The sequence below is a fragment of the Streptomyces sp. Qhu_M48 genome (genome assembly GCF_051305195.1).
Classification (GTDB): Bacteria; Actinomycetota; Actinomycetes; order Streptomycetales; family Streptomycetaceae; genus Streptomyces.
On sequence record NZ_CP195432.1, the window covers coordinates 2,693,871 to 2,713,819 of the forward strand.

17 protein-coding genes are annotated in these 19,949 nt (G+C 74.7%); 8 read left to right on the forward strand and 9 right to left on the reverse strand.

Features of this window, described 5'->3' with window-relative positions; translation table 11 throughout:
• Window positions 1-119: 119 nt before the first annotated feature.
• Window positions 120-773, forward strand: coding sequence for a DedA family protein (locus tag ACRRSS_RS12500; RefSeq protein WP_351898100.1), 654 nt, complete (start codon window positions 120-122; stop codon window positions 771-773).
• 75 nt (window positions 774-848) lie between these two features.
• Here the strand turns inward: ACRRSS_RS12500 and ACRRSS_RS12505 are convergent, their stop codons facing one another.
• Complete coding sequence (locus ACRRSS_RS12505; protein WP_435971269.1) at window positions 849-1,376, reverse strand: gamma carbonic anhydrase family protein; 528 nt, start codon at window positions 1,374-1,376, stop codon at window positions 849-851.
• Window positions 1,377-1,507: 131 nt separating this feature from the next.
• Here ACRRSS_RS12505 and ACRRSS_RS12510 point away from each other — a divergent pair, with 131 nt between their 5' ends.
• On the forward strand, window positions 1,508-2,254 hold the full coding sequence (locus tag ACRRSS_RS12510; RefSeq protein ID WP_435971270.1) for an acyltransferase: 747 nt from the start codon (window positions 1,508-1,510) through the stop codon (window positions 2,252-2,254).
• Window positions 2,255-2,285: 31 nt separating this feature from the next.
• Here the strand turns inward: ACRRSS_RS12510 and ACRRSS_RS12515 are convergent, their stop codons facing one another.
• Window positions 2,286-3,149, reverse strand: a complete 864-nt coding sequence (locus ACRRSS_RS12515; protein WP_435971271.1) for an EamA family transporter — start codon at window positions 3,147-3,149, stop codon at window positions 2,286-2,288.
• Window positions 3,150-3,254: 105 nt separating this feature from the next.
• On the opposite strand from ACRRSS_RS12515, the gene ACRRSS_RS12520 reads away from it, so the two are divergent.
• The gene (locus ACRRSS_RS12520) at window positions 3,255-3,827 is read left to right on the forward strand and encodes a helix-turn-helix domain-containing protein (protein ID WP_435971272.1); all 573 of its coding nucleotides are present in this window, start codon (window positions 3,255-3,257) and stop codon (window positions 3,825-3,827) included.
• Window positions 3,828-4,020: 193 nt separating this feature from the next.
• Here the strand turns inward: ACRRSS_RS12520 and ACRRSS_RS12525 are convergent, their stop codons facing one another.
• The 3 genes from ACRRSS_RS12525 to ACRRSS_RS12535 all read right to left on the reverse strand — a co-directional run bounded on the left by ACRRSS_RS12525 (window position 4,021) and on the right by ACRRSS_RS12535 (window position 7,612).
• Window positions 4,021-4,461, reverse strand: a complete 441-nt coding sequence (locus ACRRSS_RS12525) for a CoA-binding protein (protein WP_435971273.1) — start codon at window positions 4,459-4,461, stop codon at window positions 4,021-4,023.
• 40 nt (window positions 4,462-4,501) lie between these two features.
• On the reverse strand, window positions 4,502-6,043 hold the full coding sequence (locus ACRRSS_RS12530) for a carboxylesterase/lipase family protein (RefSeq protein ID WP_435971274.1): 1,542 nt from the start codon (window positions 6,041-6,043) through the stop codon (window positions 4,502-4,504).
• Window positions 6,044-6,133: 90 nt separating this feature from the next.
• On the reverse strand, window positions 6,134-7,612 hold the full coding sequence (locus tag ACRRSS_RS12535) for a long-chain-fatty-acid--CoA ligase (RefSeq protein WP_435971275.1): 1,479 nt from the start codon (window positions 7,610-7,612) through the stop codon (window positions 6,134-6,136).
• 186 nt (window positions 7,613-7,798) lie between these two features.
• On the opposite strand from ACRRSS_RS12535, the gene ACRRSS_RS12540 reads away from it, so the two are divergent.
• The 4 genes from ACRRSS_RS12540 (at window position 7,799) to ACRRSS_RS12555 (ending at window position 14,474) form a co-directional block, all read left to right on the forward strand.
• A complete protein-coding gene (locus ACRRSS_RS12540; protein WP_435971276.1) occupies window positions 7,799-9,262 on the forward strand; it encodes a helix-turn-helix domain-containing protein in 1,464 nt (487 codons plus the stop codon).
• 134 nt (window positions 9,263-9,396) lie between these two features.
• Complete coding sequence (locus tag ACRRSS_RS12545) at window positions 9,397-10,023, forward strand: YigZ family protein (protein ID WP_435971277.1); 627 nt, start codon at window positions 9,397-9,399, stop codon at window positions 10,021-10,023.
• 189 nt (window positions 10,024-10,212) lie between these two features.
• A complete protein-coding gene (locus ACRRSS_RS12550; RefSeq protein ID WP_435971278.1) occupies window positions 10,213-11,397 on the forward strand; it encodes an exonuclease SbcCD subunit D in 1,185 nt (394 codons plus the stop codon).
• Entirely contained in the window at window positions 11,394-14,474 is a 3,081-nt protein-coding gene (locus ACRRSS_RS12555) for an AAA family ATPase (RefSeq protein WP_435971279.1), read from the forward strand. Before ACRRSS_RS12550 ends, ACRRSS_RS12555 begins: the two co-directional genes overlap by 4 nt.
• Window positions 14,475-14,501: 27 nt before the next feature.
• Here the strand turns inward: ACRRSS_RS12555 and ACRRSS_RS12560 are convergent, their stop codons facing one another.
• From ACRRSS_RS12560 to ACRRSS_RS12570, 3 genes are all read right to left on the reverse strand, one after another.
• Window positions 14,502-14,951 (reverse strand): Lrp/AsnC family transcriptional regulator, encoded by a 450-nt coding sequence (locus ACRRSS_RS12560; protein ID WP_435971280.1) that lies wholly within the window; start codon window positions 14,949-14,951, stop codon window positions 14,502-14,504.
• Window positions 14,952-15,040: 89 nt separating this feature from the next.
• The gene (locus tag ACRRSS_RS12565; protein WP_435971281.1) at window positions 15,041-16,744 is read right to left on the reverse strand and encodes a DUF885 domain-containing protein; all 1,704 of its coding nucleotides are present in this window, start codon (window positions 16,742-16,744) and stop codon (window positions 15,041-15,043) included.
• A 49-nt stretch (window positions 16,745-16,793) separates the two neighbouring features.
• Window positions 16,794-17,291, reverse strand: coding sequence for an Lrp/AsnC family transcriptional regulator (locus tag ACRRSS_RS12570; RefSeq protein ID WP_435971282.1), 498 nt, complete (start codon window positions 17,289-17,291; stop codon window positions 16,794-16,796).
• Between the two features lie 59 nt (window positions 17,292-17,350).
• Here ACRRSS_RS12570 and ACRRSS_RS12575 point away from each other — a divergent pair, with 59 nt between their 5' ends.
• Entirely contained in the window at window positions 17,351-18,577 is a 1,227-nt protein-coding gene (locus ACRRSS_RS12575) for a trans-sulfuration enzyme family protein (protein WP_435971283.1), read from the forward strand.
• On the opposite strand, the gene ACRRSS_RS12580 is transcribed toward ACRRSS_RS12575, so the two are convergent.
• Window positions 18,489-19,931, reverse strand: a complete 1,443-nt coding sequence (locus tag ACRRSS_RS12580; protein ID WP_435971284.1) for a GNAT family N-acetyltransferase — start codon at window positions 19,929-19,931, stop codon at window positions 18,489-18,491. The genes ACRRSS_RS12575 and ACRRSS_RS12580 overlap by 89 nt on opposite strands.
• Window positions 19,932-19,949 lie beyond the last annotated feature (18 nt).

Genomic DNA, 19,949 nt, shown 5'->3' on the forward strand with positions numbered 1-19,949 from the left:
GGGCGCCCCTCCCGACCGGGTAGGCTGCCCCGGCGTGCCCGCCGCAGGTGCACGCCGGCGCCACGGCCCCCGACCACGGGCCGGACGCGGCAGGGCAGTCCGAACGGGAGGAAACCGCGTTGCACGTCCAGGAGTGGCTGGAGACGATCCCCGCGGTCGCCGTCTACGTCCTTGTGGGAGTGGTGATCGGGCTGGAGAGCCTGGGCATCCCGCTCCCCGGCGAGATCGTGCTCGTGAGCTCGGCGCTGCTCGCCTCCCAGCACGGCGACATCAACCCGTGGGTGCTCGGCGCCTGCGCCACCGCCGGAGCGATCATCGGCGACTCGATCGGCTACGCGATCGGTCGCAAGGGCGGGCGACCGCTGCTCGCCTGGCTCGGCGGGAAGTTCCCCAGGCACTTCAGCGAGGCCAACATCGGTCTCGCCGAGAGCTCCTTCCAGAAGTGGGGCATGTGGGCGGTCTTCTTCGGCCGCTTCGTCGCCCTGCTGCGCATCTTCGCCGGGCCGCTCGCGGGCGTGCTGCACATGCCCTACTGGAAGTTCCTCATCGCCAACGTCTTCGGCGGCATCCTCTGGGCCGGCGGCACCACGGCCGTCATCTACTCCGTCGGGATCGTCGCCGAGGCCTGGCTCAAGCGCTTCTCCTGGCTCGGCCTCGTCCTCGCCGTCCTGATCGGTGTCGGCTCGATGCTGGTCATCAGGAACCGCGCCAGGAAGGCGGCGGCGGAGCGGGCCGAGGCCCCCGCGCCGGAGCCGGTCGCGGTCGGGGACTGACCCCGCGACGTACGGAGCGGAGGGCGGCACCCGTGAGCGGGTGCCGCCCTCCGGCGTGTACGGGCGCCGTGCGGCTCAGTCCTCGAAGGCCTCGGCGTGGCCCTTGGCGAGCAGCAGGTACATCTCGGCGTTCAGCTGGATGCCCGCCTTCTCCTCGTCGGTCAGCGGACGGCGGACCTTCGCCGGGACGCCCGCGACCAGGGAGCCCGGCGGGATCAGCATCCCCTGCGGGACGAGCGCCTGCGCGGCGACCAGTGAGCCGGCGCCGATCCGCGCGCCGTTGAGGACGGTCGCGCCCATGCCGACGAGCACGTCGTCCTCGATGACGCAGCCGTGCACGGTCGCGTTGTGACCGACGGTCACGCGGTCACCGATGGAGACGGGGAAGCCGGGGTCGACGTGGACGGTGCAGTTGTCCTGGATGTTGGAGTCCTCGCCGATCGCGATGGGACCGCAGTCCGCGCGCAGCACCGCGTGGTACCAGACGCTGGCCCGGGCGCCGAGCGTCACCTCGCCGAGCACCACGGAGGTCGGGGCGGTGAAGGCGCTCGGGTCGATCCGCGGCTCCTTGCCGCCCACACCCTTGATCAACGCCTCTGTCATGGTTCGCTCCTGATCGTCAGCCGTCGTGTCACGCCCGGGGGTGGCCCCGGCCGCAGCCTATGCCGTGCTCATGACGGACATCACAGCGCACCGCGCCAGTCAGGTACGACGGCGCCGACTACGGTGTCCGGGTGCCCAGGAACCGAAACACGTTCTCCTCCCTCGCCGCCTGGCGCCGCAGGGTCCTCGCCCGTGCCGTGCAGAGCGGCTGGCGCTGGGTGCGGGAGACCGGCTCCGTCACCGCCGAGCATCCGGGCGGGCTCCGCTTCCGCCGCCTCGGCGCGGGCACCCGGCTGGCCTTCCCGCAGGGCACGGTCTTCGGGGAGCGGTGGATCGAGATCGGCGAGTGCTGCATAGTCGCCGAGCAGGTCACGCTGACGGCCGGGATGCTGCCGGGCCTTGACCTCGGCGCGGACACGGTCCTGACGCTCGGCGACGGGGTGGTCCTCGGCCGGGGCAGCCATGTGATCGCCGACGCGAAGGTGACCATCGGCTCGGACACGTACTGCGGTCCCTACGTCTACATCACCTCGACCAACCACAGTTACGACGACCCGGACGAGCCGGTCGGCCGCCAGTGGCCCCGCTCGGAGCCGGTCTCCATCGGCCCCGGCTGCTGGCTCGGCACGGGCGCGGTGATCCTTCCCGGTGCCCGCCTCGGCCGGAACGTGGTCGTCGCGGCGGGCGCGGTGGTGCGCGGCGAGGTGCCGGACCACTCGGTGGTCGCGGGCGCCCCGGCCCGGGTCGTACGCGGCTGGGACCCGGAGAAGGGGTGGCAGCCGCCGCTGCGGACCCCGGCCCCGGTCCCGATCCCGGAACACGTGACGTCGGAGCAGTTGGCGGCGCTCGCGGCCTGGGAGGCCGAGCGGACGGGCTGAGCCCGCCCGGCACCGCCGGGAGCCGCGAGCGCTAGCCGGTGGCGAGCAGGACCGTGCCCACCAGGGCGAGCCCCGCGCCCGCCGCCTGGATCGCGCGGAGGCGTTCCTTGAGGACGCCGTAGGCCGCGAGGGCGGTGACCACCGGGTAGAGGCTGGCGAGGACGGCGGCGACGGTGACCGGGCCCTGCTGGGCGGCGATCGCGTACGTACCGTTCGCGGCGACGTCGGCGAGGCCGACGAAGGCGAGGGCCGGGAGCGCCGCGCGGATCACCTGGAAGCCGCCCTCGGGGAGGGCCCTGCCGCCGCGCTTCACGGAGGCGTACAGGGCTCCGCCGCCCACCACGACGTTGGTGACGCGCTGGACGAACAGGGCGAGGAAGAGCCCGGTGACCGTCGTGGAGGCCTCGGCGATCAGGGCCATGACCGAGCCGAAGCCGAAGGCCGCGACCAGGGTGAGCAGGACCGCCTGGCGCTGGACGGGTGCTCCGCGCAGCTCCGGCCCGCCGGCGAGGACCACGCCGAGGATCGCCACGCCGATCCCGGCGAACTGCACGAGTCCGGGCCGGTCGCCGACGAGGAGGCCGACCGAGACGGGGACGACGACGCCGAGCGAGCCGAGCGGGGAGACCACGCCCATCGGGCCGAGGGCGAGTGCCTTGTAGAAGGCGAGCATGGCCGCCGGGCCGACGACGCCCGCCCCGACCGCGTACCAGAGCTGGGGGCCGAACTCGGTCCAGGCGCCGGTCGCGAGGACCACGGAGCCGAGGACGAGGACGGCGATCAGCTGGGAGACCACCACGACGGTGAGGGCGGGCATGCGGCGCGTGAGGAGGCCGCCGCCGAAGTCGGCGAGGCCCCACAGAAGGCTGGTGGCCAGGGCGAACAGGGCGGTCATGGGTCCTCGCAGATCGCGGACGGCAGTACAGTTCGGTGAACCATCGGGTGCATCCCACCGTAGTTCAGTTCATTGAACTCTGTCATCCAAAATATTGGACGGAATGTGTCGGATCTCGATCAGCTCACGCAGTCGCTCGCCCGGAACCTGAAGCGCTGGCGCAAGGAGCGGAGCCTCACCCTGGACGCCCTCGCCGCGCGGGCGGGGGTCAGCCGCGGCATGATCATCCAGATCGAGCAGGCCCGGACCAACCCCAGCGTCGGCACCACGGTGAAGCTCGCCGACGCCCTCGGCGTCTCCATCACCACCCTGCTCGACTACGAACAGGGCCCCCAGGTCCGGCTCGTCCCGCCGGACCAGGCCGTCCGCATGTGGTCCACCTCCACCGGCAGCCACACCACCCTCCTCGTCGGCACCGAGGCCCGCGGCCCGCTGGAGCTGTGGTCCTGGACCCTCATGCCGGGCGACGGCAGCGCCTCCGACCCGCACCCCGAGGGCACGGTCGAGCTGCTGAACGTCACCTCCGGCGTCCTCACCCTGGTCGTCGACGGCGAGGAGCACGTCCTGCCGGCCGGGACCTCCGCCGTCTTCGAGGCCAACACGGCGCACGCCTACCGCAACGACGGCACCGAGACCGCCGAGATGACCATGGCCGTCTCCATCCCGCCCGTACGCTGACACGAGCGGCCGCTGGAGGGGCGGGGGTTGTCGCGGTGCGAGGGGCGGGGGTTGTCAGCGTGAGGCCATGCGCGCACCCGTCGGAGCCGTCGGCGACGCCCGGCCCGCCCCCGACGGCCTCGACCTGGTCGTCGTCGGCGAGGAGCTCGGCTCAGGCCCGGACCCGGATCGGCGGACGCGGGACCGCGCCCCGTCAGCCCAGGCGGGGGATCTCGATCGCGGGGCAGCGGTCCATGACCATGTCCAGGCCCGCCTCGCGGGTGCGGGCGAAGGCCTCGTCGTCGATCACGTCCAGCTGGAACCAGACCGCCTTCGCGCCGATCGCCACGGCCTCGTCGGCGACGCCGCCCGCCAGCTCGCTGTTGACGAACACGTCGACGACGTCGACCGGGAAGGGGATGTCGGCCAGGGAGGCGTACCCCTGCTCGCCGTGGACCGTCTCCGCCTTCGGGTGGACCGGGACGATCCGCTTCCCGAAGCGCTGCAGGACCGCCGCCACCCCGTACGCGGCCCGCGCCTGGTTCGAGGAGAGGCCCACCACCGCCCAGGTGTCGCCCGTGGACGTGAGGATCCGGCGTACCGTCTCGGACGCCGAGTACTCGGTCGGTCCGGTGGTCGTGGTGTCGACGCTCATCGCTGCTGCTGCCTCTCCTCGGGGTGGCCCGTCGTCGTGGTCAACGGGCCGCCCCGCGCCCTGATTCCCGCCCTGGGCCTGAGCCTTCCCAGGCGCGCCGTTCGGCCTCCCTCGGCGCCTCGACCAGGGCCGGGAGGCCCGGGCCGAAGGTCATCACCGGACGGGCCGGGTCCCACGCGCGCCACCCCGGGTCACCCGTCGCCGCGAAGGCCACCCAGGCCGCGTGCATCGCCGTGGCGAGGTCGCCCGGCGCGTCCGGGCCCGTCAGGGCGCGGGTCTCCGGCAGGTCGAGCGTGTCGAAGACGAAGCCGAGTTCGAGCGCGTGACAGGCGCCGAGGCCGAGCACGGGGGAGCGCCAGCCGAACTCGTACAGATACGTTCCGCCGGGCCCGCCCGCCCGCAGCCGGGCGTCCGCCAGCCTGTTCAGCGGGATCCGCAGCAGTCTGTCCGTGGCGAGCGCGCCCAGGACCTCACCCGGCTTCTCGTCAGGCCGGCCCGCGCGGTACACGCGAGCCGTCCGGGCGGGCACCCTCGCCTTCCGCAGCAGCAGCCGCTGGACCACGGGACCCACCCGGTCCGTGACCCCACTCGGCACGAACCACAGCCGGTACTCCTCCGAGGTCGTGCCCATCAGCAGGTCCACCCCGGCCGAGGCCCCGTCCGCCAGCGCCTCCGCCGGATCGCGCGGCACCACCTCGCCGTCCACGACGATCTGGAAGGAGTGGCCGCCGGTCAGCGGCGAGCCCTTGCCGGTCACCTCCGTCTGCGCCGCGAGCAGCCGATCCCGGTCCACGCGCGCGAAGGCCTCCGCCGTGGCGGGCACCTTCAGCCGCGCCGCCACCGCCCCGGTGGTCCGGCGGGCCGCGGCGAGGGGCTGCGCCATCGGGGCGCCGCTCTGCACCACGGCCCGCGTGAACAGCCCCTTCGTGAGCGGCGAGGCGAGCAGCGCGGCGATCGAGATCGCGCCCGCCGACTCCCCGAACACCGTCACGCGCTCCGGGTCCCCGCCGAACGCCGCGACGGTCTCCCGCACCCACGTCAGCGCGGCGATCTGGTCGCGCAGGCCGAGGTTGCCGGGAGCGTCGGGGAAGACCCCGAAGCCCTCGACGCCGAGCCGGTAGTTGACGGAGACCAGGACCACCCCGTCCCGGGCGAAGGCGGTGCCGTCGTAGACCGGGACGGCCGAGGAGCCGTGGATCAGCGAACCTCCGTGGATCCAGACCATGACCGGGCGTCGGCCCGCCCCGGGACCCTCGCCCCCGGCCGGCTCCCCGTCGGGCCCCGAGCCGGTGTCTCCCCACGGCGCCCAGACGTTCAGGTTCAGGCAGTCGTCGCCCGGGACGTCGGGGTCGGGAAGGAGCGCGTCGAGCGGCGGCGCGTACGGACGCTTCGGCGCCGTCGGACCGAAGGCCTTGGCCTCCCGCACCCCCTCCCAGGGTTCGGCCGGTTCCGGCGCCCGGAACCGCAGCGGGCCCACGGGCGCCCGCGCGTAGGGAACGCCCAGGAACGACGCCACACCGTCCTTCAGGGAGCCCCGCAGCACCCCGTACCGCGTGCGGACCTCAGGTCCCCGCTCCGCCATCGACGCCACCCTTCCTCGTTCCGCTCTCGTCGTCCCGCCGGGCCAGGTCGGACCGGCGCGCGCTTCAGGACCTTGCCCCGTCGGACCAGGTCAGACCAGCGCCCGCTTCAGGACCTTGCCCGTCGGACCCAGCGGCAGCTCCTCCACGAACCGCACGATCCGGGGGTACTTGTGGCGGCCCAGCCGCTCCCGCGACCAGTCGACCAGCTCCTCCTCGGAGAGGCGGGCGGCGCCCTCCCGGCGTACCACCACCGCGCACACCTCCTCGCCCTTGGCCTCGTCGGGGACGCCGATCACCGCGACCTCCGAGACGGAGGGATGACGCACCAGCACCTCCTCGACCTCGCGCGGGTAGATGTTGAAGCCGCCCCGGATGACCAGGTCCTTCTTCCGGTCCACGATCCGCAGGAAGCCGTCCTCGTCCCGCACGCCCAGGTCACCCGTACGGAACCAGCCGTCCACGACCGCCGCCGCCGTCGCCTCCGGATCGTCCAGGTAGCCGGCGAAGACGTTGTGCCCGCGCACCACGACCTCCCCGATCACGCCGTCCGCGAGCAGCGCGATCTCCCGCTCGACGGCGGCGTCCGCGATCCCCACCTCGACGCCCCGGACCGGATGCCCGACCGTCCCGGGCCGACGGCCGAGGTGCGGCTGGTTGAAGGTCGCGACCGGCGAGGTCTCCGTCAGGCCGTACCCTTCCAGGACCTGGGTCGAGAAGGCCTCCTCGAACCGCTCCAGAACCGCGACCGGCAGCGCCGCGCCACCCGACACGGCGGCGCGCAGGGCCTCCGGGCGCACCGCGGAGCCGGCCGCCGCCTCCACCAGCGCGTGGTACATCGTCGGTACTCCCATGAAGACCGTCACGCCCTCGTCCGCGAGCACCCGCAGCGCCGCCGGACCGCTGAACCGGGGCATCAGCACGAGCGTCGCACCCTGCCGGAGCGTGCCGTTCATCGCACAGGTCTGCCCGTAGCTGTGGAAGAGCGGCAGACAGCCGAGGACCACGTCGCCCGCGCCGAGACCGAGCAGGTCCTGCGCGGTCACGGAGGCGTTCATGACGATGTTGAGGTGGGTGAGCAGCGCGCCCTTCGGCCGGCCCGTCGTCCCGCTCGTGTAGAGGATCACGGCGGTGTCCGAGGGCTCCGCGGGCTCGGCCGCCGTCAGCGGCTCCGCCGCCGAGGGCGCCCCCTGGAAGGCGCGCACTCCGGCCGCCCGCGCCGCCTCGTCGGCGACCGCCCACAGCGGCCCGCCGCTCACGATGCCCACCGCGCCGCTGTGCTCCAGGACGTACCGCACCTCGTCGGCGACGAGCAGCGCGTGCACCGGCACGACCGTCGCGCCCGCCGCGAGCGCGCCGTAGTACACGCGCGGGAACTCCGTCGTGTTCGGCAGCAGCACGGCGAGCCGGTCGCCCGGCTTCACCCCGGCCTCCCGCAGCCCGGCGGCGCAGCGCAGCGCCTCCGTCCACAGCTCCGCGTAGGTGAGCCGGGTCGCCCCCTCGACGACCGCGATCCGGTCGGGGAAGTGGCGGGCGGACTGGCCCAGCACGCCGGCGACGCTCAGTGACATGACACGCTCCAGGGACGCGGAGTCAACAGCTCTGTTGACGATCGGTGACACGGCACAGAATCCGCCGCGACCCCGCCCCGACGCCATGTGCGGGTGCCCACCATGCGGCCCGCCGAGCTGGGCAGCGGCCCCGCCGTCACGTCCGCCCCGTGGCATTCGCCAAATCCCAACGTTACGGTGCCAGCCATGACCCACAGCCCGGCGGCACCCGGCGAGCCCTCGGGGGCGCGCCCCGGCGCGAGCCGCACCTCCCCGAGCGGAAGCGGCACCACCGGCGCGGGCCGCACCCCCCTGAGCGCCACCGGCGCGGGCCGCACCTCCTTGAGCGCCACCGGTGGGACCCACACTCCCCTGAGCGGCGCCGGCGGCTCCGGCGCGCTCCGCCGCGCCCTCGCCACGGCGATGCTCGCCGACGTCGACCGGCTCACCGACCGCGCCGTCGACGACATCCGCGCCCACTCCGGTACGTACGCCTCCGGAGCCCCCGTCACCCGCGAGGACCTCTGGGAGATCTGCCGCGACAACCTGCTGCGCGCCCTGGAGGACTTCGGCGGCCTCGCGGCGACCGGCGGCGACTTCGAGTGGGCGGCCCGGGAGACCGGCCGCCGCCGCGCCGAGCAGGGCGTGCCGCTCGACACCGTGCTCCAGGCCTACCGGCGCGGCGGCCGGGTCCTCTGGCAGGTCATGGCCGAGCACCTGCGCGTCCGGGCGGGCCGCGAGTCCGACGGCCGCGACATCGAACTCGACATGGCCGGCGGAGTCTGGGAGACCATCGACCGCTACTCGGTCGCGATGGCCGACGCCTACCGGATCGCCCAGCTGGAGCTCCAGAGCCGCCAGGACACCCGGCGCGTCGCCCTCTTCGAGGCGCTGCTCGACGGCCGCGCCGACGACCCCGCCGTCGCCTCGGCGGCCGCGGCGGCGCTCGGCGTGCCCCCGGTCGACCGGTACGTCGTCGTGGTCGCCGCCCAGGACCCCGCCGCGCCCCCGCACCTGGCTCCCGCCCTGGAGGCCCAGGGCATGTGGTCGTACTGGCGTCCCCGCTCCGGCCGGTACGCGGGCATCGTCCGGCTGCCCCGCCGCGACGCCCCCGCCGGACGGACCCCCGGGGCTCGTCCGGGCGGCGGAACCGACCCGGCCACGCGCGCGCTCCTCGCGGCGCTGCGCGAGCGGACCGGGGCCACCGCCGGCGTTTCCCCGGAGTTCGAGCGGCTCTCCCAGGCGGGGCGCGCCCTGCGACTGGCCGAGCAGACCCTCCGTACGCTCCCCGCAGGCAGCGGCGAGGTGGCCTCCTTCGACGACCGGCTCGCGCAGGTGCTGCTCAGCGGCCGGACCGACATCGCCGAGCGGATCGTCACGGTGCACCTCGGGCCGGTGCTCGCCACCGGGGGCGAGCGGGCGGCGCTCCTCACCACGCTCCGGGCCTGGCTCGACCACGGCTGCTCGGCCTCCCGGGCCGCCGACCAGCTGTACTGCCACCGCAACACCGTCCTCAACCGCATCGGCCGCATCGCCGAGCTCACCGGCCGCTCCAGCGAGTCCGGCGAGGCCCGCCTGGGCTGGGCCCTGGCCCTGCGCGCCCTGCCGTACGCCGGGCTCACGACGGCGCCCGAACCGACCGCGGGGGAGCGCGAGACGGAGGGTACGTAGGGCGCCGGACCGGCCGCGGCGAGCGCGGGACGACGACCGGGGCCCGGACCGGCCGCGGCGAGCGCGGGACGACGACCGGGGGCCCGGACCGGCCGCCGGAGAGCGGTGGGTCCGGTGGAACGTAGGCTGGCCGGATGCAGGAGCAGTACCGCACGCCGGCCCGTGAGGGTGTGCACGAGACCGAGATCAACCGCTCGCGCTTCCTCTGCGCGCTCGCACCCGTCGCCGACGAGCGCGAGGCGCAGGAGTTCGTCGCGCGCGTCCGCCGGGAGCACCCGACCGCCACCCACAACTGCTTCGCGTACGTCCTCGGCGCCGACGCCTCCGTCCAGAAGGCGAGCGACGACGGCGAGCCCGGCGGCACGGCGGGCGTCCCGATGCTCCAGATGCTCCTGCGCCGTGAGGTGCGGTACGTCGCCGCCGTCGTCACCCGCTACTACGGCGGTGTGAAGCTCGGCGCGGGCGGTCTCATCCGCGCGTACGGCGGGGCGGTCGGCGAGGCGCTCGACGCGCTCGGCACCGTCACCCGGCAGCGCTTCCGCCTCGCCACCGTCACCGTCGACCACCAGCGGGCGGGCAAGCTGGAGAACGACCTGAGGGCGACCGGGCGCGCCGTCCGTGACGTGCGGTACGCCGACGCCGTCACGATCGAGATCGGCCTCCCGGACGCCGACGTGCCCGCCTTCCGCGCCTGGCTCGCCGCCGCCACGGCGGGCACCGCCTCGTTCGAACCGGGCGGCGAGGCGTACGGGGACGTGTGAGCCCCGGGTGGCGGGTGACCTGCGCCTCGCGGGGCGCGACGCGGACACCCGCCCCGAGGTGTGACGAGCGGGGTCCCCCCGGTACCGCCGGATCGCCCCGACCACACCCCCCGGCGGGATAGCGTGGAGGGCGCACACGAACGGGAACCAGCGGCGAGGAGCGGCGCACATGCGGGGTGGGACGGCATCGTGAGGCTCCTGCACACCTCGGACTGGCACCTCGGCCGGTCCTTCCACCGCGTCGGCCTGCTCGACGCCCAGGCCGCCTTCCTCGACCACCTCGTGGCGACCGTCCACGCCCACCGGGTCGAGGCCGTCCTCGTCGCCGGGGACGTCTACGACCGGGCCGTGCCCCCGCTGCCCGCCGTCGAGCTGTTCGACACCGCCCTGCACCGCCTCGCCGAGGCCGGAGTGCCCACCATCATGATCTCCGGCAACCACGACTCCGCCCGCCGCCTCGGCGTCGGCGCCGGACTCATCGGACGGGCCGGCATCCATCTCCGTACCGACCCCGCCGGCATCGGCACCCCCGTCGTCCTCTCCGACGCCCACGGCGACGTCGCCCTCTACGGCCTGCCCTACCTCGAACCGGCCCTCGTCCGGGAACAGCTCGGCGCCACGAAGGCCGGTCACGAGGCGGTGCTCGCCGCAGCGATGGACCGGGTCCGCGCCGACCTCGCCGCGCGGCCCGCCGGCACCCGCTCCGTCGTCCTCGCCCACGCCTTCGTCGCGGGCGGGGCGGCCAGCGACAGCGAGCGGGACATCACCGTCGGTGGCGTCGCGGCCGTCCCCGCCGGCGTCTTCGACGGCGTCGACTACGTGGCCCTCGGGCACCTGCACGGCAGCCAGACCCTCACTCCGCGCGTGCGCTACTCCGGTTCCCCCCTCGCGTACTCCTTCTCCGAGGCGGACCACCGCAAGACGATGTGGCTCGTCGACCTGGGACCGGGCGACGGCGGGCCCGACGGGGCGATCACCGGAGCCGAACGGCTCGACTGCCCCGTCCCCCGCCCCCTCGCCCGGATCAGGGGACGCCTCGACGACCTGCTCGCCGACCCGGCTCTCACGCCCCACGAACAGTCCTGGGTCGAGGCCACGCTCACCGATCCGGCGCGGCCCGCCGAGCCGATGACCCGGCTCGCCGAACGCTTCCCGCACACCCTGAACCTGGTCTTCGACCCCGAGCGGACCGGGAACGACCCGGGCGCCTCCTACGCCCAGCGGCTCAGGGACCGCACCGACCAGCAGATCGCGGAGGACTTCGTGGCCCATGTGCGCGGCGGCGCGTCCCTCGACGGCGCCGAGCGGACGGTCCTGTACGGCGCCTTCGACGACGTACGGGTCGACGCGGCCGAGCGCGAGGTGGGCCGGTGAGGCTGCACCGCCTGGAGATCACCGCGTTCGGCCCCTTCGGCGGCAGGCAGAGCGTCGACTTCGACGCCCTCTCCTCCGCCGGCCTCTTCCTCCTCCACGGACCGACCGGCGCCGGCAAGACCTCCGTCCTCGACGCCGTCTGCTTCGCTCTGTACGGGAGCGTGCCCGGCGTCCGGCAGACCCCCGGCGCCTCGCTGCGCAGCGACCACGCCCCCGTCGGCACGACCACCGAGGTCGTCCTCGAACTGACCGTGGGGGAGCGGCGCCTGGAGATCACCCGGCGCCCGGCGCAGCAGCGCCCCAAGAAGCGCGGCGGCGGCTTCACCACCGAGAAGGCCCAGACCTGGCTGCGCGAGTACGACTCCGCCACCGGTGCCTGGGTCGGCCTCAGCCGCTCCCACCAGGAGACGGGGGAGGAGATCACCCAGCTCGTCGGCATGAGCCGCGAGCAGTTCTGCCAGGTCGTCCTCCTCCCGCAGGGCGACTTCGCCCGCTTCCTGCGTGCCGACGCCGAGGCACGGGGCAAGCTCCTCGGCCGGCTCTTCGACACCCGTCGCTTCGCCGCCGTCGAGGAGCGCCTCGCCGAACTGAGGCGCGCCGCACAGCAGCAGGTCGAGGAGGGCGACGAGCGGCTCCTCGCCCTCGCCCACCGGATGGGGCAGGCCGCCGGGGGCCTCGGGGTCGCCCGTACCTCCGTCGAGGGGCGGCCCGGTGACCCCGGGCTCGCCGACGCGGTCCTCACCTGGGCCGCCGTCGCCCGCTCCGAGGCCCGCGAGGCGCTCGACACCGCGCGCGTACGGCTCGACACGGCCGAGGCCCGGCAGGGAGCCGCGCGCGCCGCGCTGGACGCCGAGAACGACCTCGCCGCGCGCCAGGCCCGGCACGCCGACGCGCTCCGGCGTCAGGAGCGGCTCACCGCGCACGCCCCGGAGCGCGACCGCCTCCAGACCGCCCTCGACCGCAGCCTCAAGGCCGACCGGGTGGCACCCGCGCTCGGACTGCGGCAGGACGCCGAGCGCGAGCACGCCACCGCGCACGCCGCCCGCGAACGCTCCCGTGCCCTGCTGCCCCCCGACCTCGCCGACGCCGGGGCCGAGCAGCTCTCCGCCTTCGAGCACCGGCTCCGCGCGGACCTCGGCGGCCTGGAGGCTGCCCGCCGCGCCGAGCGCCGAGCCGCCACGATCGCCGAGGAACGCGCCGTCCTCGCGCGCGAGGCACGCGCCGACGACGACGTCCTGCGGGACGCCGCCGACTGGCTCGTCGGCTGGGAACCGCGCCGCACCGCGCTCACCGAGCACGTCGAGGCCGCCCGGGACGCGGCCGCCCGCGCCGAGCACCTCGCGGGCCGCCTGGAGCCCGCCCGCCGCAGGCTCGCCGCCGCCCGCCGCCGTGATGCCCTCGCCGAGGACACCCGGGAAGCCGAGGCCCGTCTCGCCGACGCCCGGGAGGGCCGGAACACCGCCCACGAGCGCTGGCTCGACGTCAAGTCCCGTCGCCTGGAGGGCATCGCCGCCGAACTCGCGGTCACCCTCACCCCGGGCGGTCCCTGCCAGGTCTGCGGCTCCACCACCCACCCGGCGCCCGCCCGGACCACCGCCGACCACGTCGACCGTGCCACCGAGGACGCCGCCTACGCGGCCTACACCCGCGCCGAGGAGGCCCGTACGGCCGCCGAACGCGACCTGGCCGTCACCCGCGAGTCCTGGTCATCGGCGCGCGAAGACGTCCTGGAGGGCAGCCGGCCGGAGCCGGCCGACGGGACCGAGCCGCCGGATGAGCCGGAGACGTCCGCCGCCGAGCCGACCGTCGGTGAACTCGCCCGTGAGGTCGAGGAGTTGAACCGCCTCCACGCCGACGCGCACGCGCTCGCCGGGCAGACCCACCGGGCGCGGGAGGCGCTCGCGCGCGCCGAGCGGGAGTACGAGGAGCGGGTCGGCTCCCAGCGGGAGGCCGAGCGGCGGGTCGCCGCGCGGACCTCGCGGCGCGAGGCCCTGGACCGGGAACAGACCGCGCTCGACGAGGAACTCGGGCGGGGACGCGGCGCGTTCGCCAGCGTGGCCGAACACGCCACCCGCCTGGAGCGCCGGATCGCCCTCCTGGTCGACGCCACCGGGGCCGTACGCTCCGCCGAACTCGCCGCCCAGCGCCTCAAGGAGGCCGACGACCGGCTCGCCGACGCCGCCTACCGCGCCGGCTTCACCACCCCGGCCGAGGCCGCCGCCGCCCTCCTGCGCGAGAGCGAGCGCCGCGACCACCAGCACCGCGTCGACGCGTGGCAGGCCGAGGCCGCCGCCGTCGAGGACCGGCTCGCCGAGCCGGGCACCGCTGCCGCCGCCGCGCTCCCGCCCGCCGACCCGGCGGTCGCGGCAGCGGCCCACGCGGCCGCCGAACGCGCCCTGCGCGAGGCCGCGTCCGTCCTGGCGGCCGCCCGTGAGCGGGGCAACGGCCTCGCCGTGCTCTCCCGCCAGGCGGTCACCGAGGTCCGCCGCCTCGGGCCGCTCCGCGAGGAGTACGACCGGGTGGCCCGCCTCGCCGCCCTCACCGCCGGCACCTCCGCCGAGAACGAGCGCCGGATGCGCCTGGAGTCGTACGTCCTGGCGGCCCGCCTCGAACAGGTCGCGGCCGCCGCGACCGCCCGCCTCCAGCGGATGTCCTCCGGCCGCTACACCCTCGTCCACTCCGACGCGCGCTCCGGCGGCAAGCGGGCCGGCCTCGGCCTGCACGTCGTCGACGCCTGGACCGGCAACGAGCGCGACACCGCCACCCTCTCCGGCGGCGAGACCTTCTTCGCCTCGCTCGCGCTCGCCCTCGGCCTCGCCGACGTCGTCACCGACGAGGCGGGCGGCGTCCGGCTCGACACCCTCTTCATCGACGAGGGCTTCGGCAGCCTCGACGAGCAGACGCTCGACGAGGTCCTGGACGTCCTCGACTCGCTGCGCGAGCGCGACCGCAGCGTCGGCATCGTCAGCCACGTCGGCGACCTGCGCCGCCGGATCCCGGCCCAACTGGAGGTCGTCAAGGCACGGCAGGGCTCGGCGGTGCGGCTGCGCACCGGCGGGGACGCGCTCACCGGCTGAGGGAACGGGGGAGGCACGGGGACGCCCTCAGCGGCCGAGCGAGCGCCGGGGGAGCGGCGAGGAGTACACCACGCTGGTGGTCACCGCGCCCAGCGTGGCGATCTTCCCGGTGATCTCCTCCAGGTGCCGCATCGAGCGGGCGGCGACCTTCAGGACGAAGCAGTCGTCGCCGGTGACGTGGTGGGCCTCCAGGATCTCCGGAGTGGCGCCGAGCAGGTCGTGGAACGGCTTGTAGTTGCCGTGGGGGTAGCGGAGCCGTACGAAGGCGAGGATGGGCAGCCCGAGCCGGTCCTGGTCGACGATCGCCGTGTACCCGCTGATCACCCCGGCCTCCTCGAGACGCCGCACCCGCTCGGTCACCGCGGACGGCGACATCGACACGGTGCGGGCGAGGTCGGCGAAGCTGGCGCGGCCCTCGGCCTGGAGGGCTTCGAGGATGCGCCAGTCGGTGGCGTCGGGGGTGTAGTCGGTGGTCATGACCGAGGGATAGCAGGGGATTCCCCGGTTGATCAAGTGATCGACCGGGGAATCCCGCCCGCTGTACGGGCCGGCGCCGCGAACGCCCCCTAGAGACGCGACAGCTCGTCGACCAGGTCGTCGAGGCCCAGCGGGCCCTGCGAGAGGGCCGCCATGTGCCATGCCTTCGCGTCGAACGCCTCGCCGTGCGCCGCCCGCGCTTTGGCCCGGCCGAGCAGCCAGGCGCGTTCGCCGAGCTTGTAGCCGATGGCCTGTCCCGGCACCGACAGATAGCGGGTCATCTCGCTCTCCACGAACGACGGCGGACGGCTGCTGTGCCGCTGGAAGAACTCCTGCGCGAGCTCCGGTGTCCACCGCTCGCCCGGGTGGAACGGTGACTCCGCCGGGATCTCCAGGCCCAGGTGCATGCCGATGTCCACGATCACCCGGCACGCGCGCATCATCTGGCCGTCGAGGTAGCCGAGCCGCCGCTCCGCGTCGGGCAGGAAGCCGAGTTCGTCCATCAGGCGCTCGGCGTAGAGCGCCCAGCCCTCCATGTTGGCGCTGACCTTGCCGATGGTCGCCTGGTAGCGGGAGAGCCGGTCGGCGACGTGCACCCACTGCGCGATCTGGAGGTGATGGCCCGGGACGCCCTCGTGGTACCAGGTGGACACCAGGTCGTACACCGGGAAGCGGGTCGTGCCGTCCACCGGCAGCCAGGTGCGGCCGGGGCGCGAGAAGTCCTCCGACGGGCCGGTGTAGTACGGCGCGGCGGCGCCGCCCGGCGGGGCGATGCGGGACTCCACCCGGCGCACCCGGTCGGCCAGTTCGAAGTGGGTGCCGTCGAGCGCCTCGATGGCCTCGTCCATGAGCTGCTGCAGCCAGCCCTGGACCTCCTCCACCCCTTCGATGTGCGCGCCGTGCTCGTCGAGGTGGGCCAGCGCCTCCCAGGGGCCGGCGCCCGGCAGGATCCGCTCGGCCTCGCTCCGCATCTCGCCGAGCAGCCGGTGGTACTCGGTCCAGCCGTACGCGTAGGCCTGGTCGAGGTCCAGGTCGGTGCCGTTGAAGAAGCGGGTCCAGCGCTGGTAGCGCTCGCGGCCCACCGTGTCCGGGGCGCCCACGACCGCCGGGGCGTACACGTCCCGCATCCAGTCCCGCAGCGCGGCGACGGCCTCCGTGGCGCCCCGGCCCGCCTTCGCGAGCTCGGCGCGGAGGTCCTCGGGCAGGGTGTCCGGGCCGGCGGCGGCGAACTCCTCGAACCAGCCAGGCCTTCCGCCCTCCGCGCCGGCCCACTCGGTGAGCTGGTCGACGAAGGTGGCCGTGGGGCGCGGGCCCCCGAAGAGCCCCCGCTCCAGTCCCAGCGCGAGCGAGGAACGGTAACCCTCCAGGGCGGCCGGGACCGCGCGCAGCCGGGAGGCGACCGCCGCCCAGTCCTCCTCCGTCTCCGTCGGGGTCACGGTGAAGACGATGCGGACGCTGTGCGCGGGCGAACGCATGTTGCTGACCGTACAGAGGCCCTCCTCGGCCTCGTGCACGGCGAGTTCCGCCGTCAGGCGCTCCCGCAGCAGCCTGGCGCACCGCTGCTCGGCCTCGCTGTCCGCGCCCGGGGCACGCTCCGCCTCGTCGAGCCGGGCGAGTGTACGGCGGGCCAGGTCGGCCACGGCCCGCTGGCCGGCGGGCGAGAAGTCGGGCAGCAGTCCGGCGCTCTCCTTGACTCCCAGGTACGTACCGATGATCGGGTCGAGGGCGATGAGTGCGTCGACGTGGTCGTCGGCGACCTGGCGGGGCAGCGGGCTGCTGGAAGTCTCTGGCATGGGGGCCATCCTGACGCCTTCGGCAGCTCCCCGTCACCCTCGTCCGGCCTCAGTCGGCTGACAAGGAAGGGCCCGAGGAAGGCGGGAGAAGTGGGCCGCACTCCCACTCCTGGAAGATGAGCCGCGTCTCGACGCGGGCCACCTCGCGGCGCGAGGTGAACTCGTCGAGGACGAGTCGTTGCAGGTCGGCGGGGTCCGCGACGGCCACGTGCACCAGGTAGTCGTCGGGTCCCGTCAGATGGAACAGCGCCCGGGACTCCGGGAGGGCCCGGATCCGGTCGACGAACGGGCCGATCAGTTCGCGCCGGTGCGGGCGGACCTGGACGAGAAGGAGCGCTTCGAGCCCACGGCCGAGTTTGGCCGGATCCAGTCGTAGCTGGTGTCCGAGGATCACGCCTGTGCGGCGGAGCCGCGCCACTCGGTCCAGGCAGGTGGAGGGTGCCACCCCGACCTCGGCGGCGAGTTCACGGTAGGTGGTCCGGGCGTCGTTCTGCAGGAGGCGAAGAATGTGCAGATCGACCGTGTCCAGTACGACAGAATCGGCCATTGGCCGAACGTAGCACGGCTGTTTCCCGCTACTTTCCGGTATCCGTTCACAGTGCCGCCATGGACGCCATGGACTACGGCCCCTCGGCCACCCCGAGGGCCCTCGCCACCGAAGCCGTGCACGCCGGACGCGAAGACCTCGCCCCGCTCGGACTGCACGCCCCGCCCATCGACCTGTCCACCACCTACCCCTCGTACGACGCCCGGGCGGAGGCCGCCCGCATCGACGAGTTCGCCACCACCGGCGCCCGGCTCGACGGCCCGCCCGTCTACGCCCGGCTCGACAACCCCACCGTCGCCCGCTTCGAGGAGGCCCTCGCCCGTCTGGAGGGCACCGAGTCCGCCGTCGCCTTCGCCAGCGGCATGGCGGCGCTCACCGCCGTCCTGCTCGCCCGGGCGAGCCAGGGCCTGCGCCACGTGGTCGCGGTCCGCCCGCTGTACGGCTGCAGCGACCACCTCCTCGACGCCGGACTGCTCGGCACCGAGGTGACCTGGACCGACCCGGCGGGGATAGCGGACGCGATCCGGCCGGACACCGGCCTCGTCATGGTGGAGTCCCCGGCCAACCCGACCCTCGCCGAGGCCGACATCCGTGCCCTCGCGCACTCCTGCGGCTCGGTGCCGCTCCTGGTCGACAACACCTTCGCCACCCCGGTGCTCCAGCGGCCCGTCGAACAGGGCGCCCGCATGGTGCTGCACAGCGCCACCAAGTACCTCGGCGGGCACGGCGACGTCATGGGCGGGATCGTCGCCTGCGACGAGGAGTTCGCCCGGACCCTCCGCCAGGTGCGCTTCGCCACCGGCGGGGTGCTCCACCCGCTCGCCGGCTACCTGCTGCTGCGCGGTCTCGCGACCCTTCCGGTACGGGTGCGGGCGGCGTCCGGCACGGCGGCGGAGCTCGTACGGCGGCTCGCCACCGACCCGCGGATCGCCCGGGTCCACTACCCGCGGATCGGTGGCGCGATGATCGCCTTCGAGGTGTACGGCGAGCCGCACGACGTCATCGCGGGCGTACGGCTGATCACCCCCGCCGTCAGCCTCGGCAGCGTCGACACCCTGATCCAGCACCCGGCCTCCATCAGCCACCGCATCGTGGCCGAGGGCGACCGGCGTTCGGCGGGCGTCAGCGACCGCCTGCTGCGGATGTCGGTCGGTCTGGAGGACGTCGAGGACCTGTGGCGGGATCTGACCCAGGCGCTCAGCGCTCCGCCCGCCGCACCCCTCCGGGTCGCTGCTCCTGCCGCGAGTGGGCGCCCGGTCGAGGTGCCGAGGCCAGCCGCGCGGTGATCACCAGCGTGCCCTCCTCGATCTGGTAGTCGAGCGGCAGGTTGAGCGCCCGCATCGCGGCCACCATCCCGGTGTTGGACGACTGCGTCACGGCGTACACGCTCGCGCAGCCGGCCTCCTCCGCCATGGCCACCAGCCGGCCGAGGAGCTCGGAGCCGATACCGCGTCGCTGCCAGTCGTCCTCCACCATCAGCGCCACCTCCGTCTCGTCGCCGTCCCACAGCAGGTGTCCGAGGGCGACGAGACGGCCGGAGGTCGTCTGCACGGCGAGGGTGCGCCCGAAGCGGGGGCTGAGCAGGTGGTCGAGGTAGCGGTCGGCGTCGCCGACCGGGCCGTGGTAGCGCAGTCCGAGGGTGCGGGCCGAGCAGCGGTCGTGCATGGCGCGCGCGGCGGACAGGTCGCGCTGGTCGGCGCGGCGGACGGTGATCTCGTTGCCCTCGGGCAGGGTGAGCACGTCCTGGCTGCGCGGCACGCGGTGGCCGAGTCGCGCGTCGAGCTCGACGAGGGCGCGGGCGCGGGCGAACTCGGTCGGGGTGAAGGGCAGGTAGGGCCGCTCCACGATGAGCGTGCCGCCGTTGGGGTCGCGCAGCCGCATCACGGTCTCCTCCAGCACGCCCTCGACCGGGGCGGGTTCGCCGGTGGGGCGCCCGGTGAGGGAGACGGCGGGCACGGAGTGCAGGGTGCAGCGGCCGAGGAGCTGGCGCAGCGCGAGCGGCAGTTCGGCCGCGTCGAGGGCGGTACGGGTGGCCAGGCCGAGCACCCGGGTGGGGGTGTCGACCAGGTCGTGGGCGTCGGCCCGCTCGGTCCAGGTGTCGCGGCCGCCGGCCGCCGCCGTCTCACGGGCGAGGGCCTGGGCGGTGAGGTCGGCGGGGGCACGCAGCAGGAACTCGTCCACGGTGCCGTCGGCCAGCGGGTGCGTCTGCAGGGTGAGGATGTCCACGCCCAGGCGGGCGAGGACGGTGCACAGCGCGGCGAGGCTGCCCGGCGTGTCCGCGACGGTGGTCCGCATCCGCCACAGCGTGGTCTCGACGGGCACCCCGGGCTCCCTCTCGTCGTGTGCCACGGGGGTGGCGTCGGACCCGGGGGCCGCGGGGGAGTGCCCGCCGGTGCGACCGGCGGGTGGGGCATGGCTCGCATGACTGTGCCTCCGGGCCCACCAGGTGTGGAAGGCGGCGGTGGCGACCAGCGCGATCGCCGAGAACACCAGCAGGTAGGCGCCGTCGGGCCCCTTGGCGATGGTCTTGGCGATCGTGTCGGCCACCACCACGGCGGTGAACAGGGCGGCGAGTTCGATCAGGTCGTGCCGCCAGTGGTGCGGGCGGCGGGTGCTCTTCGAGGACGTCACATCGGTCATGACCTCACTGTGACCCAG